The 15,951-nt window shown below is 72.7% G+C and carries 15 protein-coding genes; 9 read left to right on the top strand and 6 right to left on the bottom strand.

The features are described 5' to 3' along the window. The first annotated feature begins 34 nt into the window (after positions 1-34). On the top strand, positions 35-2,332 hold the full coding sequence (locus tag ACZ4VW_RS08305; protein WP_467959806.1) for a catalase: 2,298 nt from the start codon (positions 35-37) through the stop codon (positions 2,330-2,332). A gap of 172 nt (positions 2,333-2,504) precedes the next feature. On the opposite strand, the gene ACZ4VW_RS08310 is transcribed toward ACZ4VW_RS08305, so the two are convergent. Beyond that, positions 2,505-3,347 carry a UbiA family prenyltransferase gene (locus tag ACZ4VW_RS08310; RefSeq protein ID WP_467959808.1) on the bottom strand — a complete coding sequence of 281 codons (843 nt, stop codon included), beginning with the start codon at positions 3,345-3,347 and terminating at the stop codon, positions 2,505-2,507. A 65-nt stretch (positions 3,348-3,412) separates the two neighbouring features. Here ACZ4VW_RS08310 and ACZ4VW_RS08315 point away from each other — a divergent pair, with 65 nt between their 5' ends. From ACZ4VW_RS08315 to ACZ4VW_RS08325, 3 genes are read left to right on the top strand one after another with little or no spacing between them, the layout of a single operon-like run. Continuing rightward, complete coding sequence (locus tag ACZ4VW_RS08315) at positions 3,413-4,678, top strand: type III polyketide synthase (protein WP_467959810.1); 1,266 nt, start codon at positions 3,413-3,415, stop codon at positions 4,676-4,678. Positions 4,679-4,691: 13 nt separating this feature from the next. Further along, positions 4,692-5,207: an isoprenylcysteine carboxyl methyltransferase family protein gene (locus ACZ4VW_RS08320; RefSeq protein ID WP_467959812.1), complete on the top strand. Its 516-nt coding sequence runs from the start codon at positions 4,692-4,694 to the stop codon at positions 5,205-5,207. Further along, positions 5,204-6,238 carry an NAD(P)/FAD-dependent oxidoreductase gene (locus tag ACZ4VW_RS08325; protein ID WP_467959814.1) on the top strand — a complete coding sequence of 345 codons (1,035 nt, stop codon included), beginning with the start codon at positions 5,204-5,206 and terminating at the stop codon, positions 6,236-6,238. Before ACZ4VW_RS08320 ends, ACZ4VW_RS08325 begins: the two co-directional genes overlap by 4 nt. 52 nt (positions 6,239-6,290) lie before the next feature. Here the strand turns inward: ACZ4VW_RS08325 and ACZ4VW_RS08330 are convergent, their stop codons facing one another. Then, positions 6,291-7,508 (bottom strand): erythromycin esterase family protein, encoded by a 1,218-nt coding sequence (locus ACZ4VW_RS08330; protein ID WP_467959816.1) that lies wholly within the window; start codon positions 7,506-7,508, stop codon positions 6,291-6,293. Between the two features lie 58 nt (positions 7,509-7,566). Between ACZ4VW_RS08330 and ACZ4VW_RS08335 the strand changes: the two genes are divergently transcribed. The 5 genes from ACZ4VW_RS08335 to sigJ all read left to right on the top strand — a co-directional run bounded on the left by ACZ4VW_RS08335 (position 7,567) and on the right by sigJ (position 12,516). Then, positions 7,567-8,298 (top strand): TioE family transcriptional regulator, encoded by a 732-nt coding sequence (locus tag ACZ4VW_RS08335; protein WP_467959818.1) that lies wholly within the window; start codon positions 7,567-7,569, stop codon positions 8,296-8,298. 338 nt (positions 8,299-8,636) lie between these two features. Next, positions 8,637-8,900, top strand: a complete 264-nt coding sequence (locus tag ACZ4VW_RS08340) for a hypothetical protein (protein WP_467959820.1) — start codon at positions 8,637-8,639, stop codon at positions 8,898-8,900. 235 nt (positions 8,901-9,135) lie between these two features. Next, positions 9,136-10,602: a rifampin monooxygenase gene (gene rox, locus ACZ4VW_RS08345; RefSeq protein ID WP_467959822.1), complete on the top strand. Its 1,467-nt coding sequence runs from the start codon at positions 9,136-9,138 to the stop codon at positions 10,600-10,602. 178 nt (positions 10,603-10,780) lie between these two features. After that, a complete protein-coding gene (locus ACZ4VW_RS08350) occupies positions 10,781-11,398 on the top strand; it encodes a TOPRIM nucleotidyl transferase/hydrolase domain-containing protein (protein ID WP_467959824.1) in 618 nt (205 codons plus the stop codon). Between the two features lie 155 nt (positions 11,399-11,553). After that, positions 11,554-12,516, top strand: a complete 963-nt coding sequence (sigJ, locus tag ACZ4VW_RS08355) for an RNA polymerase sigma factor SigJ (protein WP_467959826.1) — start codon at positions 11,554-11,556, stop codon at positions 12,514-12,516. Positions 12,517-12,572: 56 nt separating this feature from the next. On the opposite strand, the gene ACZ4VW_RS08360 is transcribed toward sigJ, so the two are convergent. From ACZ4VW_RS08360 to ACZ4VW_RS08375, 4 genes are all read right to left on the bottom strand, one after another. After that, complete coding sequence (locus ACZ4VW_RS08360; protein ID WP_467959828.1) at positions 12,573-13,046, bottom strand: ATP-binding protein; 474 nt, start codon at positions 13,044-13,046, stop codon at positions 12,573-12,575. A gap of 62 nt (positions 13,047-13,108) precedes the next feature. Beyond that, positions 13,109-13,924: an RNA polymerase sigma factor SigF gene (locus ACZ4VW_RS08365; protein WP_467960789.1), complete on the bottom strand. Its 816-nt coding sequence runs from the start codon at positions 13,922-13,924 to the stop codon at positions 13,109-13,111. Between the two features lie 195 nt (positions 13,925-14,119). Beyond that, complete coding sequence (locus ACZ4VW_RS08370; RefSeq protein WP_467959830.1) at positions 14,120-14,563, bottom strand: ATP-binding protein; 444 nt, start codon at positions 14,561-14,563, stop codon at positions 14,120-14,122. 140 nt (positions 14,564-14,703) lie between these two features. Continuing rightward, entirely contained in the window at positions 14,704-15,900 is a 1,197-nt protein-coding gene (locus tag ACZ4VW_RS08375; protein WP_467959832.1) for a PP2C family protein-serine/threonine phosphatase, read from the bottom strand. Positions 15,901-15,951: the final 51 nt, after the last annotated feature.

Below are 15,951 nucleotides of genomic sequence, written 5' to 3' on the forward strand. Positions count from 1 at the left end.
GGTCCGGGTTTCACGCCATGAAGGGAGAGGCTCCATGACCGCGAACCCGAGCCCCGAAGGGCCGGCGCAGGACCGCGACACGGCTCAGGACCGGGACCCGGCGCAGGACCGCGACACGGCACAGAACCGGGACCCCGTGCCCGGGCGCCCCGGTACCGAGCCGTCGTCGTTGGCCGAGCCGACCGATCCGCACGGCCCGCTGCCGCCCAAGCCGGACCAGCGCGGCCCGGAGACGGTCGGCCCCACGGGTCAGGCCACGGGCGAGGACCCCGCCAGGTCGTCCCAGAGCGGCGCCTACCTGACGACCGCGCAGGGCACCCGGCTTTACGAGAGCGACCACTCGCTCAAGGCCGGCAGCCGCGGCCCCGTACTGCTGCAGGACCACCATCTGCGCGAGAAGATCACGCACTTCGACCATGAGCGCATCCCCGAACGGGTTGTCCACGCGCGCGGCGCGGCCGCGCACGGCGTCTTCCGGAGTTACGGGACGGCGAGCCGGCTGACCCGTGCCGCGTTCCTCGCCGAGGAGGTCGAGACCCCCGTCTTCGTACGGTTCTCCACCGTGCTCGGGTCCCGCGGGTCCGCCGACACCGTCCGGGACACCCGCGGTTTCGCGACGAAGTTCTACACCGACGAGGGGACGTTCGACCTCGTGGGCAACAACATCCCGGTGTTCTTCATCCAGGACGCCGTGAAGTTCCCGGACATCATCCACGCGGGCAAGCCCCATCCCGACCGGGAGATCCCGCAGGCGCAGAGCGCCCACGACACCTTCTGGGACTTCGTCACCCTCCACACCGAGGCCACCCACCACACGCTGTGGAACATGTCCGACCGGGGCATCCCCCGCTCCTACCGGATGATGGAGGGCTTCGGCGTCCACACCTTCCGTCTCGTGGACGCGGACGGCGGGACGACGCTGGTCAAGTTCCACTGGAAGCCGCGGCTCGGCGTGCACTCCATGGTCTGGGAAGAGGCGCAGATCGTCGGGGGCATGGACCCCGACTTCCACCGCCGGGATCTCTACGACGCCATCGAGGCGGGCGCGTTCCCGCAGTGGGAGCTCGGCATCCAGACCTTCCCCGACACCCCTGAGCAGACCTTCGAGGGCATCGACCTGCTCGACCCGACGAAGATCGTGCCCGAGGAACTGGCTCCCGTGCAGCCCATCGGACTGCTCACCCTCAACGCCAATCCGAAGAACTTCTTCGCCGAGACGGAGCAGGTCGCCTTCCACCCCGGCCACCTGGTGCCCGGCATCGACATCACCGACGACCCGCTGCTGGCCGGACGTCTCTTCTCGTACCTGGACACCCAGATCAGCCGGCTCGGCGGCCCCAACTTCGCCCAGCTGCCCATCAACCGCCCCCACGCCCCGGTCAACGACATGCTGCGGGACGGCATGCACCAGACGGCCGTCCACACCGGCGTGGCGCCCTACCGCCCCAACTCCCTCGACGGGGGCTGTCCGTTCCTGGCCGGAGCCGACAACGCCGCGTACATCGAGAGCCCCGTCCCGGTGCCCGCCTCGACGAAGCGGCGCGAGGCGCCCGAGTCGTTCTCGGACCACTTCAGCCAGCCCCGGATGTTCTGGCGGAGCATGACCCCGACGGAGCGGGAGCACATCATCGCGGCCTACACCTTCGAGCTGAACAAGTGCTACGAACAGGCCGTGAAGGAGCGGGCGCTGACCGTTCTCGCCAACATCGACCCCACGCTCTGCGAGGGCGTGGCGGCGGGACTCGGTCTGCCGATTCCGCCGGCGACGGTGCCGTTCACCGACGTCGAGCCCAGTCCGGCGCTCTCCCAGCTGGGCGGCACGTGGCCGCTCGACGGACGCGTCGTCGGGGTCGTCGTGGACGAGGCGGCCGGCCTGGACGGCGTACGTCCGGTGCTCGAAGCCGCCGAGGCCGCCGGAGCGCTCCCCCTGGTCGTCGCCGCCGCGGGCGGCACGCTCGACGCCGACGGAGAGGCGCTGGCCGTGCAGCGGACCTTCGCCACCGCGCGGTCGACCGAGTTCGACGCCCTCCTGCTGACCGCGAGCCCGGCACCCGGCCTGGACGCGCAAGGAGTACGGGACGCCAAGGCCGGCCACATCGCGTCCGACTCGCCGACGGTCGACCCGCGCGTGCTGCTCCTGCTCGACGAGGCGTACCGCCATGGAAAGGCCATCGGAGCGACGGCGGAGGCCGCGACCGCCCTGGAAGCGGCGCGCCTGCCCGCCGACGCTCCGGGCGTGGTCATGGAGGACGACGCCCGGCAGGTGCTGACCCGGCTCACGGAACTGCTCGGCGGGCACCGCGTCTGGCAGCGGTTCCCCGCGTCGATCTGACCCTGCCGGAGGGCTGAGGACCGGGTGCCCCTCGGCACCCGGTCCTCACGTCTGTTTCCGGCCCCCGGTCCGGCCGCGTGGCCCCCCGGGACCGGGCGGCTCTCCGCCGATCGCCGCCGTGCCGAGGCGCCGGAGCACAGCGCCCGGAGGACGACGCCCCAGCGGTGTGCCGTCACCTCAGGTCGCCCCCACGCGCCAGGAGTTGGGCGACGACCATGCCCGCCGCCACGACGGCGGCGCGGAAGGGCCACCGGCTCCCCTCGCGCCACCTCACGGCCGTACCCGCGACGGCGGCGCATCCCGCGGCCGCCGCGCCGACCCAGCCGGAGGTTCCCGGGGGCCCCGGCGGTCCCACCGTCACGACCGCGACGGCGGCGAGCAGGACGGCCAGGGCGAGCCGGCGGCCGACCACGGCGCCGAGGCGCTGCGGCAGCCCGCGGACGCCCGCCGCGAGATCGTCCTCGATGTCCGGGAGCACGTTCAGCCCATGCGCTCCGACGCCGAGCAGCGCGCTGGTCACGACGGCCCACCAGGCGGGCCACGGATGCGCGGGCAGACCGAGCGTGACGAAGGCCGGCAGCGACGCGAAGCCGACGGCGTAGGGCAGGGGCGAGAGCGCGGTGCGCTTCAGGACCAGGTTGTACGCCCAGCCCCCGGCCACCACACCCGTGAGGTGGACCAGCGCCGCCGCCACGCCGCTGAGCAGGGAGAGCGGCACGCAGACGAGCAGGGCCGCCGCGGCCGCCGCGGCGGCCGACCGCGGCGCCAGGGCGCCGGCCGCGACCGGCTTGTCCGTACGGCCGGCTGCGGTGTCCCGGGCCGCGTCGACCGCGTCGTTGCACCATCCCACCGACAGCTGACCGGCCAGCACCGCCGCCGCCACCGCCGCCGTGCCGCTCAGCCCCCGCCCCGACGTGGCCGCCAGGGCGGTGACGAACACGGTCACGGCGAGCGTCGGCTCCGGGTGGCACGAGCGCAGCAGCGCGGCCGACCGGTGTGTCGCGCGCACCGGCACGGTAGAGGGGTATAGAGACACGGGTGCAAGGTAGTCCCGTGACCGGACGCGAGGAGTCTCTGGGAATGCGTGTCCCCACGGCCGGTCCCGTCGTGCTCGCCTCTCCCCCGGCGGCCGACCCGGTCGCAGCCCCACCGGATCCGGCCGAAATCTCGTCCTCCCCGGCTCCGGCCACGGTGGTCGACCCGGTGGAGGTGGCCGGCGCGGTCGACCCCGGCCACCCGTCCGGCCCCCTTGCCCCGGTCGGCCGGACGAGCGTCGTCGCCGCGGTCCGTTCCGTCTTCCCGGAGCACCGGTACGCCCAGCACGAGCTCACGGAGGCGATCGGCGATCTCTGTCTCGCGCCCGGGTCCGACCGTGGCCTGCTCCGACGGCTGCACGGCTCGGCCGGGGTGCGGACGCGGCACCTCGCCCTGCCGCTCGAACGCTATGCGTCCCTCGGCGACTTCGGGGAGACGAACGCGGCGTGGCTCGCGGCGGGCCTGGAGCTCGGCGAGGCCGCGCTGTCCGGGGCGCTCGAAGCCGCAGGCGCGGCGCCCGCCGACGTGGACCTGTTCGTGTGCACGTCCATCACCGGGATCGCCGCGCCCTCGCTCGACGCCCGGCTCGCGTCGCGCATGGGCATGCGGCCGGACGTCAAGAGGATCCCGGTGTTCGGCCTGGGATGCGTCGCGGGGGTCGCCGGTCTCGCCCGCCTCCACGACTACCTGCGGGGCCATCCCGGCGGCGTCGCCGTGCTCCTGAGCGTGGAGCTGTGCTCGCTCACCCTCCAGCAGCGCGACGCGTCACGGGCCAACCTCGTGGCCGGCGCCCTGTTCGGTGACGGTGCGGCGGCGGTGGTCGCGCACGCCGGACGCCGGGAGGACCACCGACCCGGGCAACCCGCCCGGACGCGTCGGCCCGCGGTGGTGGCCACCCGTAGCCTGCTCTATCCGGACACCGAACACCTCCTGGGCTGGGAGATCGGGGCCAGCGGGTTCCGGCCGGTGGTGGACGCGGGCATCCCCGACCTCGTGGCCACTCGCCTCGGCCCCGACGTCCGTGCCTTTCTCGCCGCGCACGGCCTGACGCCGGACGACATCGGTGCCTGGATCTGTCATCCCGGGGGCCCGCGCGTCCTCACGGCGGTGGAGCAGGCGCTGGACCTTCCCGATGACGCCCTCGACTCGGCCCGACGGGCCCTGGCCGCTTCGGGGAACATGTCCTCCGCCTCGGTGCTGAGGATCCTGGAGGAGGTCACCACCGACACCCCTCCACCCCCCGGGTCATGGGGTCTGATGACGGCCATGGGGCCCGGCTTCTGTATCGAGTTCGTCCTGCTGCGCTGGTGAAAGGCCGAGGATCATGCTGTGGTACACCCTGCTCGTGGGTGCCGTCGCCGGCGAACGTCTCGTGGAACTCGTCGTCGCTCGACGCAACGCCGCCTGGACCCTGGCCCGCAGCGGTGTCGAGTACGGCCGCGGCCACTACCCGGTCATGGTGGCCCTGCACACCGCCCTGCTCGCGAGCTGCCTGATCGAACCGTGGCTGGGCCACCGCACGTTCGTGCCGCCGCTCGGCTGGACCATGCTGGTCGTGGTCCTGCTGGCCCAGGCCCTGCGCTGGTGGTGCGTCATGAGCCTGGGGCCGTACTGGAACACCCGTGTCATCGTCGTCCCCGGTGCCCGTCTCGTGCGGGCCGGTCCCTACCGCTTCCTGCGCCATCCCAACTACGTCGCGGTCGTGGCCGAGATCGCGGCGCTGCCCCTGGTGTACTCCGGGTGGCTGACCGCGGCCGTCTTCACCGTGGCCAACGCGGCGCTGCTCGGCGTCCGCGTACGGTGCGAGGACGCCGCCCTGGGCCGGGCGGTCGCGGCGTGAGCCGCAGGGCCGACCTGCTGATCGCGGGCGGCGGCCCCGCGGGACTGGCCACCGCGCTCCACGCCGCGCGGGCGGGGTTCGACGTCGTCGTGGCGGAGCCGCGCGGCGCGCCCATCGACAAGGCGTGCGGTGAGGGGCTGATGCCCGGGGCGGTCCGGGAGCTGCGCGCCCTGGGCGTGGAGGTGCCGGGCCATCCGATCGCCGGCATCCGTTACCGGCAGGGGCCGCACCACGCCCAGGCCGAGTTCCGGCGGGGCCACGGCCTCGGCGTCCGGCGCACGCTCCTGCACGCCGCCCTGCACACCGCTGTCGTCGCCGCGGGAGTGTCCGTCCTGCCTGTGCGTGTACGGGAGGTGCGCCAGGACGCCACGGGCGTCTGGGAGAGCGCGACGGGCGTACGGGCCCGCTGGCTCGTCGCGGCGGACGGGCTGCACTCGCCCGTGCGGCGCTCCCTCGGCCTGGGCGCGGTGACCAGCCCGGTCCGTTCCCGCTACGGCCTGCGGCGGCACTATGCCGTCGAGCCGCCGTCCTCGTACGTCGAGGTCCACTGGGGCCCGTACGGCGAGGCGTATCTGACGCCGCTCGGCCCGCGGTTGCTGGGCGTCGCGCTGCTGACCTCGCGGCGGGCGCCGTTCGACGAGCAGATGGCCGCCTTCCCCGACCTCACGACGCTCGTTTCCTCCGGGGCGGCGGTCGGCTCGGTGCGCGGCGCGGGTCCCCTGCGACAGCGGGTGCGTGCGCGCGTACACGGCCGGGTCCTGCTCGTGGGCGACGCGGCCGGGTACGTCGACGCGCTGACCGGCGAGGGCGTCTCCCTGGCTCTCGCCGGCGCCCGGGTGCTGGTCGACCAGCTGCGTCGAGGCACACCCGGCTCCTACGAGACCGCCTGGCGACGGGCGACCTTCCGGCACCGCCTCCTGACCCACGGCCTGCTCGGGGCCCGTCGGCAGCCACGCCTCGCGGACCTGATCGTGCCCACCGCGGCCCGCTTGCCCCGCGTCTTCGCCCGGGCGGTCGACGCCCTCGCCTGAACGCACGCCGGTTCTGCTCGCCCGTCCCCCGTGACGACGAGGCGGGACCTTCTCAGCTCCGCGGAACGTCCTTGACGAACACGAGCCCGTCACTGCTCGCCAGGTGCGGCGGGTCAAGCGGGGCGTAGCCGAACCAGGGCGAGACGCGAGGCGCGGGAGGCGTGTCACCGAGGGCGGTGGCCAGGCGCGGGGCGTCGACGACACAGCGGTCCGCCGGCAGCGCGTACAGGAGTCCCTCGACGGTGTCCGGAGGCGGCGCGTCCACCCCCTGGTGCCGGATCGTGCCGAGGGCCGTGGCCACGAAGGCGTACTCCTCACCGAGCCGGGCGCTCACCAGCGCACCGGCGCCCCACCACTCCAGCGGCGTCCCACCCATCCGCATCGAGCTCTTCACCCGCTGGAGGTGCGCGTTGTGCGCGTGGACGAGTGCCGGCCCCCGAGCGGCGACGGCGAGGAGGTTGTCGGCCATCATCCGGTCCCGTACGCCCACCAGCCGGGTCAGGCGGGCCGGTGAGGTGTCGGCCATCCAGTGGTGGTAGCGCAGCAGGCCGAGGGCGGTGCGCGCGTACAGGCGGGCGCGTTCCCAGTCGTCCTGGCCTGTCGCCTCGACGAGGTGCGGCGTCTGCTCGGCGAGCAGTTCCGCGAGCTCGTCGGCGAGCAGGCGCAATCGGCCGGCCTCGGCCGACTGCCCCACGGACCGCGACGCGTCCCTCATCGCGCCGGGGTCGGTCCACCGGTCGTCGCTGCCGAGCAGGTGGTCGAGGGTGTCCGCGGCGCAGGGCAGCAGGCCGGCGTCCACCTGCGCGGCGAGGTAGCCGTGGAGTGCGGTCAGGGCCTCGCGGGGGCTCGCGGCGCCGGTGATCTCCAGCGGGCCGTCGAAGCCGGCGAACCGGAGCCGGTCGGACGGGGGCCGGCCCTCCTCGTCGGCGCGGCGGTTGGAGGCGCGCATCCAGCGCACGAGTTCACGGTTGGCCGCGGAGGCGCCCCAGCCGTGGCTGAATCCATGCTCCATGACCTCGTCGAGGGTGCCCGCGCCGGAGGTGACGTAGTCGTCCACGACCAGGCCCCGCAGGCAGCCGCTCTCGATCGCGATCGTCCGGTAGCCCTCCTGCTCGACGAGCTGTCGGAAGAGCTCGTTGCGCAGGTCCAGCAGAACGTCCTCACCGTGCGTCGGCTCGCCCAGGGCGAGCAGTCTGGGGCGGGTCGGGAGCAGTCTCATGACGGCCGCAGCGTCGACGGGCTGGACGGTGTCCTTGATGTCGGTAGCCATGGCCTCAACCGTATCGTTGAAGCTTCGATTGAAACTTTGGAGCGATACCCTCAGCGATATGGCGCAGAAGCTTCAAAGCCGGGAGCGGCTCAGGCCAGTCGACCTGGCGCGCGGGCACGGTCTGTCCACCCAGGCGGTGAGGAACTACGAGGAGGCGGGCATCCTTCCGGCCGCCGCCCGCACACCCCACGGCTACCGCACCTACACCTCGCTGCACGCGCGGGCTCTGCGCGCGTTTCTCGCCCTGGTGCCCGGCCACGGCCACCGGACGGCGACGTCGATCATGCGGGCCGTGAACCAGGGCGCGGTCGACGAGGCGCTGCGACTCGTCGACGAGAGCCACGCCCAACTCCTCGACGACCGGCGGACTCTGCGGGCCGTGGAGAGCGCCCTGCGCGACCTGGAGCCGACGGCGGTGACCGGGCCGGCCGCCCTGCCGGGGGCCGGCGGCACGTTCATCGGTCCGCTGGCGGGGAAGCTCGGAATCCGGCCCGCGACGCTCCGCGCGTGGGAACGCGCCGGTCTCGTGCGCCCGCGCCGCGACCCGCGGACCGGGTACCGCGTCTACGACGAGGCGGACGTACGGGACGCCCGCCTGGCCCACCAGCTCCGGCGGGGCGGCTACCTGCTGGAGCAGATCGCCCCGCTGATCACCCAGGTGCGGGCGGTCGGCGGGCTGGAGCCGCTGGAGGCCGCGCTGGGCGACTGGCACGGCCGGCTGTCCGCGCGCGGGCTGGCCCTGCTGACCGGGGCCGCGGAGCTGGAGGCGTACATCCGTCGGCGTGGCTGAGGCATATGACTTCGGTTCTTTCGTGCACGACTCTGTCGCCCGCTCGACAGCCGGTGGCAGGGTGTCGGTACGCGGTCCTCGCTGGACCCCCGAGGGGGATCGCGCCTGGCCCCGCCCGCGACTGCGAGCGGGCGGGGCCACGCCGACCCCTTCCCGGCTCCCCACGGGAAGGGTTCAGGCGCGCCATGGTCCCTGCCGGGAAGCGTTCCGGCTCGATCGAGCCGCCCGTGACCGACGCGGTCGGTCAGGAGGGTCCGTTCGTCCTGACTGTCAGACCCTGCTCGTAGCGTCGGAGACGAGGGCCGGGCTGTGCCGGCCCCTGGAGCGCGGGAGCGGTCATGGGTGAGATCAGCGTGGACCGGCAGTACCTCGACCGGCTGCTGGCCGACAGTGCGAGCGCGTACGACGCCCCGTACCAGCGGGCCTTCGCCGAGCTCGCCGCGACGCATCGCGGTCGCCCCCTCGGGGAGATCCTGCCTCTGCTGCGCGCGGCCGCCGATCGGGCGCCGCTCGGGTTCACGGCGGCGGACCTCCGCGAACAGGCGGAGGCGATCAGTACCGGACAGCCGTACGTCCTCCGCGTCCGCGTGGCCGATCGCTGACCGCGTGCCGCGGCCTCCCGGGTGCGGGTTCTTGGGAGGGAAAAGACAAAGGCAAGGAGGTCACGCGCTCCTTGCCACTCTCAACATATAGCGCACCGGGGGGCTTGCGGCAAGGCCCCGGGGGCGCCGCAGAATGGGCGGCCAAAGCCGCGGACCTGCGGAAATGGCGTGCCGCCCGAGGCTGGAGCGGCATGACGCGGTCGGCCGGCATCCCTCTTTCGCGAAGGGCGTTCTGATGATTGACGTGATCGTGGTCGGCGGCGGACCGACCGGCCTGATGCTGGCCTGCGAGTTGCGTCTGCACGGCGTGCACGTGGTCGTACTGGAGAAGTTGACCGCCCCGACGGAGCAGTCCCGCGGGCGCGGGCTGCACGCGCGCAGTGTCGAGATGATGGACCAGCGCGGCCTGCTGGACCGATTCCTGGCGGTCAGCGAGAAGTTCCGGATCGGCGGATTCTTCGGCGGCATCCACAAGCCGTGGCCGGACGGTCTGGACACGGCTCACCCGTACGGCCTGTCCACGCTGCAACCGGTCACCGAACGGCTTCTCACCGAGCGCGCTCTCGAGCTGGGCGCCGACATCCGGCGCGGCTGCGAGGTGGTCGGGCTGAGCCAGGAGGAGGACGGGGTGACCGTCGAGCTGGCGCACGGGGGCTCCCCCGCCCATGAGGGTGTGGCCGGCGGGGGAGGCACGCGTCTGCGCTCGCGCTACCTCGTCGGCTGCGACGGCGGCCGCAGTGCGGTGCGCAAGCAGCTCGGTGTCGCCTTCCCCGGCGAGCCCGCCACGGTCGAGACGCTGCTGGGCGACATGGAGATGACCGAGGATCCGGCGACCGTTGCCGCCGTGGTCGCGGAGGTCCGCAAGACCCAACTGCGTTTCGGCGTCATCCCCAACGACGACGGGACGTACCGCGTCGTCGTGCCCGCCGAGGACGTGGTCGAGGACCGTGACACCCCGCCGGACCTGGAGGAGTTCAAGCAGCGGCTGCGGGCCTTCGCGGGCACCGACTTCGGTGTGCACGCGCCGCGTTGGCTCTCCCGGTTCGGCGATGCCACCCGGCAGGCCGAGCGTTACCGGGTCGGTCGGGTGCTACTGGCAGGCGACGCGGCGCACATCCACCCGCCGACCGGCGGGCAGGGGCTCAACCTAGGCATCCAGGACGCCTTCAACCTCGGATGGAAGCTGGCCGCCGAGGTCGGCGGCTGGGCGCCGGAAGGACTGCTGGAGACGTACCACGCCGAACGGCACCCGGTGGGCTCCCGCGTGCTCGACAACACCCGCGCGCAGATGACGCTGCTGGGAACCGATCCGGGCGCGACCGCGCTGCGGGAGCTGCTGTCGAAGCTGATGGACTTCGACGAGGTGAACCAGTACGTGACCGGGATGATCACCGGGGTCGACGTCCGTTACGACCTCGGCGAGGGTCACGAGCTGCTGGGGCGGCGGCTGCGGGACGTGCGGCTGAAGCGAGGGCGACTCTACGAGCTGATGCGCGGCGGCCGCGGTCTGCTGCTCGACCTGACCGGCGGGCTCTCGGTGGAGGGCTGGGCGGACCGGGTGGACCACGTCGTCGACGTCAGTGAGGAACTGGACGTGCCCGCGGTGCTGCTGCGGCCGGACGGACATGTGGTGTGGGTCGGTGACGACCAGCGGGACCTGCTGGGCGTGCTCCCCAAGTGGTTCGGTGCGGCGGGGAGTTGAGCGCGCGGCCCCGCGGCGGGGCGGGTGAGCGCCGGATAGCCGGGAGTCCGGCAGGCGTTCGCGAACCGGCCGGGCAGTGCGGCGCGCGGATCGCGTGCGGGATCCGGCCCACGGTGGCTCGCGGCCGGCCGGCGTAAATCGCGTGCCGTGCAGGTCAGTGGACGTGCAGACTCGCTCCATGACAGACATGGGGGCGTTCCCGCACGCGGTCGGCCGCTGGGCGGCCGGCGGTCCCGGCGACCCGGCGAGTGATCTGGCGGGGCGACTGGGGCTGCGGACGGTGGTGCTCCTGGAGGGGCTGAGTGACCTCGCGGCGGTGGAGGCGCTGGCCGAGCGGACCGGTCGCGACCTGGCCGCCGAGGGGGTCGGTGTCGTGCCGATGGGCGGGGCGATGAACATCGCCCGCTACGCCGGTCTCCTCGGGCCGCCCGGTCTCGGCCTGCGCCTGACGGGGCTCTGTGACGAGCGGGAGCGGCCCTTCTACGACCGCGGTCTGGAGCGGGCCGGGGCGCCGCGACGGGACTTCTTCGTCTGCGTGGCGGACCTGGAGGACGAACTCATCCGCGCGCTGGGCACGGCGAGGATCGAGGAGATCATCCGGGCCGAGGGCGACCTGCGTGCCTGGCAGACCTTCCTGCACCAGCCCGCCCAGCACGGACGGCCCCGGCCTCAGCAGATGCGGCGCTTCCTCGGCACGAAGAAGGGCCGGAAGATCCGGTACGGCCGCCTCCTGGTGGAGGCCCTCGAACCCGGCCGGGTGCCGGCCCCGCTCGACGGTCTCCTCGGCAGTGTGTGACCGGCGCGGGAGTGGTCCCCTCTCCTGCCTCGCACCGGTGGATCGGTAATGTCTCGACCGTCCGGCGACGCGGGCCCGCGAAAGGTGCGGCGGCGCACAGGGCTTCACCGTCCGGTGGGGAAGCGGACGGGAACAACCAGGGGGCGGTCGCGCACATGAGTACGTCGTTCGAGACGGGGCATGCCCCGTACGAGCCGGGTCGGGGCCCGGGCGCGGTCGTCGGCGAGCGACGCCGGCTGATCAACCTCACGTACCGCCTCCTCGGTTCGCTGGCCGAGGCCGAGGACGCCGTGCAGGAGACGTACGCCCGCTGGTACGCGCTGCCGCCGCGCCGGCAGGAGGCCATCGAGTCGCCGGGGGCATGGCTGACGACGGTGGCCGGCCGTATCTGCCTGGACGTGCTCGGTTCGGCGCGGGTGCGGCGCGAGCGCTACGTCGGCGCCTGGCTGCCCGAGCCGGTGCCCGACCGTACGGAGTGGATCGGCGGGCGGGCGAACGGGGGGAGTCCCGAGCCGGCCGACCCCGCCGACCTGGTCGCCCTGGACGAGTCGGTGAACATGGCCTTCCTGGTCGTGCTGGAGTCGATGACGCCGGCGGAGCGGGTGGCGTTCATCCTGCACGACGTCTTCCGGTACCCCTTCGCGGAGATCGCCGAGATCGTCGGGCGGACGCCCGCGGCCTGCCGCCAGCTGGCGTCCTCGGCTCGTCGGCGTGTCGGCGGCGCGCGGACTTCGGCGGCCCCGGTGCCCGGACACGCCTCGGTGGTACGGCAGTTCAGGGAGGCGTGGGAGGCCAAGGACATCGAGGCCCTCGTCGACCTCCTCGACCCGGACGCCACCATGATCGCCGATGGCGGCGGCCTGGTCGGCACCGTCCTGCACCCGGTCGAGGGCAGTGCGCGCATCGCCGACTACCTGGTCCACATCGCCGGCAAGGCCCCCGGGCTGACGCTCCTGGAGCGAACGGTCAACGGCCGGCCGGGGCTGGTCGCGCAGCACACCGGCGTCACCGTGACCGTGGCGGCGTTCAGCCTCGTCGACGGCCGCATCAGTCGCATCTGGGCGGTCCGAAATCCGGAGAAGCTTCGTCCGTGGATCGAGGAGGGCCGGAGCGCGTAGGCGGACTCCGGCGAGGCCGGGTCACCGGCGGGGCATCCACGGAACAGGGGTGACGCTCAGACCAGGGGAACCAGCGCCCGGACCCGCTTGCCGTGGGGCGCCGTCTCGATCTCGAGGCCGGTACAGATCGCGAGCACGATCTCCATCCCGTGCTGGCCCAGCCTGTCCGGGTCGCGCGGCCGGGCGACCGGGGTGACGGGGTGGGTGTCGTGGACGCAGATCTCCAACGCGTCCGGCTGCAGCGCGAGTTCGATGCGGCAGGGACCGGGAGCGTACTTCACGACGTTGGTGACCAGTTCGCTGACGACCAGGCGGGCGGCGTCGACCACGCCGGGCGGGCAGGGCATGCCAGGGGTGTGGGAGCGCTCCAGGAACGCGGTCGTGAAGTCCCGGGCCGCCGCGATGGCACCGTCCGCACCCCAGAACTCCACCGCGGCACGCAGGGCTTCGCCCGCGACATCGCCCGCGTGGGAGCGGGTCGTGCTCGTCTCGGTCACCTCGTGCCCCCGTTCGCCGTCCTCTGTCGCCATCTCGCCAGCGGAACGGCCTCACCAGAAGGGGGTTGGTGAGGCCGTTCCGTTCTCGTGGGGGGTCACCCCTCCACGGGGTCCAGCATGCCCTTGCGCAGGCGTTCCAGGTTGCGCGAGAGCAGACGCGACACCTGCATCTGGGAGACACCGAGCTTCTTGCCGATCTCCGACTGCGTCAGCTCCTCGACGAACCGCAGGTGCAGCAGCAGCCGGTCGCGCTCGCCGAGCTCCTCCAGCAGGGGCGCGAGGGTGTGGAAGTCCTCGAAGAGCTCGAGCGCCGGGTCCTCCACTCCGATGAAGTCGGAGAGCGCGGCGTCACCGTCTTCGCCCTCTCCGCCGACGGCGGCGTCCAGCGACGTGGAGTTGTACCCGTTGGAGGCGACACGCGCCTCGATCACCTCGTCCTCGGAGAGGTTCATCAGGGTCGCGAGTTCCGCCACGCTCGGCGCCCGCCCGAGACGGGAGCTCAGCTCCTCCGTCGCCTTGGCGAGCTCCACGCGGGCCTCCTGCAGCCGGCGCGGTACGTGGACCGCCCAGGAGGTGTCGCGGAAGAACCGCTTGATCTCCCCCACGATGTACGGGACGGCGAAGCTGGTGAACTCCACCTCACGGGAGATGTCGAACCGGTCGATGGCCTTGATCAGACCGATGATGCCGACCTGGACGATGTCCTCCATCTCGTCGCCGCGGGCCCGGAAACGGCCGGCCGCGTAGCGCACGAGAGACATGTTCATCTCGATCAGCGTGTTGCGCGCGTACTGGTACTCGGGGGTTCCTTCCTCCAGTACCGCCATCTTGTCGAAGAAGAGCTTCGAGAGCTCGCGTGCGTCCTTCGGCGCGACCTTGCGGGGAGCCTCGAGCACGGGCAGGCCCCCCACCGTCGTTCCGGCCCCGGTCCTCGTCTCCGTCGACACCGTAGTCAGCACTCTGATGACTCCTTCGTCCGTCGGCAAGCTGTCTCGTGAGAGGCTCGCCTACCCCGTCCCTGCGACAGCATGCCTCTTCATTTCAAACGTTTCCGCGGCGAGCCGCTCCCCCTGCCCGGCGGGTTCCCGGACCCCGGTCCTGGCGGGTCAGACGAGGGAAAGGCGGGCCCTGACCCGCTTTCCCCGTGGATGCGGTTCTACACTCACGCTCTCGCAGATGGCGACGACGATCTCGACTCCGTGCTGGCCGACGCGGGCGGGGTCGTGACCACGGGGCACGGGTGACGCCTCCACATGGTCGAACACCGAGATCTCCAGCGCGCCCTCGAACAGTTCGAGCAGCAGTCGGCAGGGCCCGGGCGCGTGGCGCACCACATTGGTCACCAGCTCGCTGACCACCAGACGCGCGAGGTCGACCCGCTCCTGGGTCACCCGCGCGCGTCCCACGGCCGGTGCGGCGCCGAGGAAGTCCGCGGTGAAGTCACGAGCGGACGCGACCATGCCGTCGTCGGCGTCTCCTCCGCCGTAGTCCACACTCGCGCACAGCGCGGGTTCTCGTGTCGCACGTTGCGTCGTGATCGCGTCCGCCATCGATCTGCCTCCCTCACCCGGCTCGCGCCGTGCTGGGCGCCCCGTCCTGCGCATTTTCCCTTCCTTGCCCGTTCCATACCGTCCGCACCCGAGATGGCGGGCACGACCGGATTCCTGCTGGTGAGAGCGGCGGGTTCGTTCTACCGATCGTGGTCGGCGGCTGTACGGGACGCGGCGGGGCCGCGTCCGCGCCAGTCGAGGCAGAGGACGAGCGCGTCGTCGTCCAGCGGCTTGTTCCCGTGGTACTCGGCGAGTTCGCGCAGGACCGCGCCCGGCACCTGCGTGGGGGGCAGCAGCCTGGTCGCGGTGAGCGCACGGGACAGCGCTCGGTCCCCGTAATTCTCTCCTTCGGGTGAGGCGGCGTCGTACACGCCGTCGCTCCCGAACAACAGCCGGTCACCGGGGCGCACCGTGAAGCGCTGGGGGATGTACACGGAATCCTCGAACATCCCGAGGGGGAGCTGCGCCTCGAACGGGACTGGCTCGACGGAACGGTCCCGCAGCCGCCACATGCGCGGGGAGCCGGCGTCCACCGCTTCGACCGCGCCGGTGTCGAGATCGAAACGCAACAGGAGCACGGAGACGTACGCATTGCCGTGGTACTGCGCGTACACCGCCTGGTCGGCCAGCGCCGCCTGGTCCGCGAGGTCGAGGCCGGCGCGGCGCGCGTTGCGCAGGGCGTTCACCGCGAGGTTGGTGAGCAGGGCCGCCTCGATGCCCTCCCCCATGCCGTTGGTGATCGTCAGGGTCAGATGGTCGGCCGAGGCCGACCAGTCGTAGTTGTCACCGAAGATCGCGTAGGCGGGTTCCAGGTGGGCGCCGAGGGCGAACTCGGGACGGGCGCAGGAGCGACCCGGAAGGAGCTGCCACTGCATCTCCGCCGCCAGCGTCAGCCGAGCCGCACGGCGGGCCAGGACGTACAGGTCCGTGTCCCGCTCGGCCACGAGGATCTCGTGGCCGAGCGCCTCGCAGACGTGCTGGAGGTCCGGCAGCAGGGGTGCGGGGTCACGATCCGCCGGCATGGCCACGGTGAGGACACCCATCCGGTCCCCTCTGATGGTGACCGGCAGGTGCGCGCAGACGGAATCGGCGTCTCGGGTGACGTACGGCTCCTGAGCACCGAAGGCACGGCCCTGTGGACTGTCGTGGATCAGTACCGGCGTGGTCGTGAGAGGCAGGCGTTCGACGAGCTGGAGCGATCGCAGTCCGTAGTCGGCCAGCCGGAGCTCCACCCGCCGGGCGCCGTAGTGCTCCCGCAGAGCCTCCTCCACCACGGTCATCAGCATGTGGGGAGCGGCCCGGCGCAGCGCCTGCTCGACCATGGTGATCTCGTCCACGTGTCCCCGCTTCTCTTCTGACCGGTGCGGTCCCACCCACCGCGGAACCGC

This window comes from Streptomyces sp. NPDC029139 (assembly GCF_055564335.1).

What these genes read in the sequence shown, in the direction of transcription:
- ACZ4VW_RS08370 (WP_467959830.1), bottom strand. Translation starts at nt 14,563, where the DNA reads ATGGCGGACGCGATCACGACGCAACGTGCGACACGAGAACCCGCGCTG.
- ACZ4VW_RS08335 (WP_467959818.1), top strand. Translation starts at nt 7,567, where the DNA reads ATGGCGCAGAAGCTTCAAAGCCGGGAGCGGCTCAGGCCAGTCGACCTG.
- rox (WP_467959822.1), top strand. Translation starts at nt 9,136, where the DNA reads ATGATTGACGTGATCGTGGTCGGCGGCGGACCGACCGGCCTGATGCTG.
- ACZ4VW_RS08360 (WP_467959828.1), bottom strand. Translation starts at nt 13,046, where the DNA reads ATGGCGACAGAGGACGGCGAACGGGGGCACGAGGTGACCGAGACGAGC.
- ACZ4VW_RS08305 (WP_467959806.1), top strand. Translation starts at nt 35, where the DNA reads ATGACCGCGAACCCGAGCCCCGAAGGGCCGGCGCAGGACCGCGACACG.
- ACZ4VW_RS08330 (WP_467959816.1), bottom strand. Translation starts at nt 7,508, where the DNA reads ATGGCTACCGACATCAAGGACACCGTCCAGCCCGTCGACGCTGCGGCC.
- ACZ4VW_RS08340 (WP_467959820.1), top strand. Translation starts at nt 8,637, where the DNA reads ATGGGTGAGATCAGCGTGGACCGGCAGTACCTCGACCGGCTGCTGGCC.
- ACZ4VW_RS08320 (WP_467959812.1), top strand. Translation starts at nt 4,692, where the DNA reads ATGCTGTGGTACACCCTGCTCGTGGGTGCCGTCGCCGGCGAACGTCTC.
- ACZ4VW_RS08350 (WP_467959824.1), top strand. Translation starts at nt 10,781, where the DNA reads ATGACAGACATGGGGGCGTTCCCGCACGCGGTCGGCCGCTGGGCGGCC.
- sigJ (WP_467959826.1), top strand. Translation starts at nt 11,554, where the DNA reads ATGAGTACGTCGTTCGAGACGGGGCATGCCCCGTACGAGCCGGGTCGG.
- ACZ4VW_RS08315 (WP_467959810.1), top strand. Translation starts at nt 3,413, where the DNA reads ATGCGTGTCCCCACGGCCGGTCCCGTCGTGCTCGCCTCTCCCCCGGCG.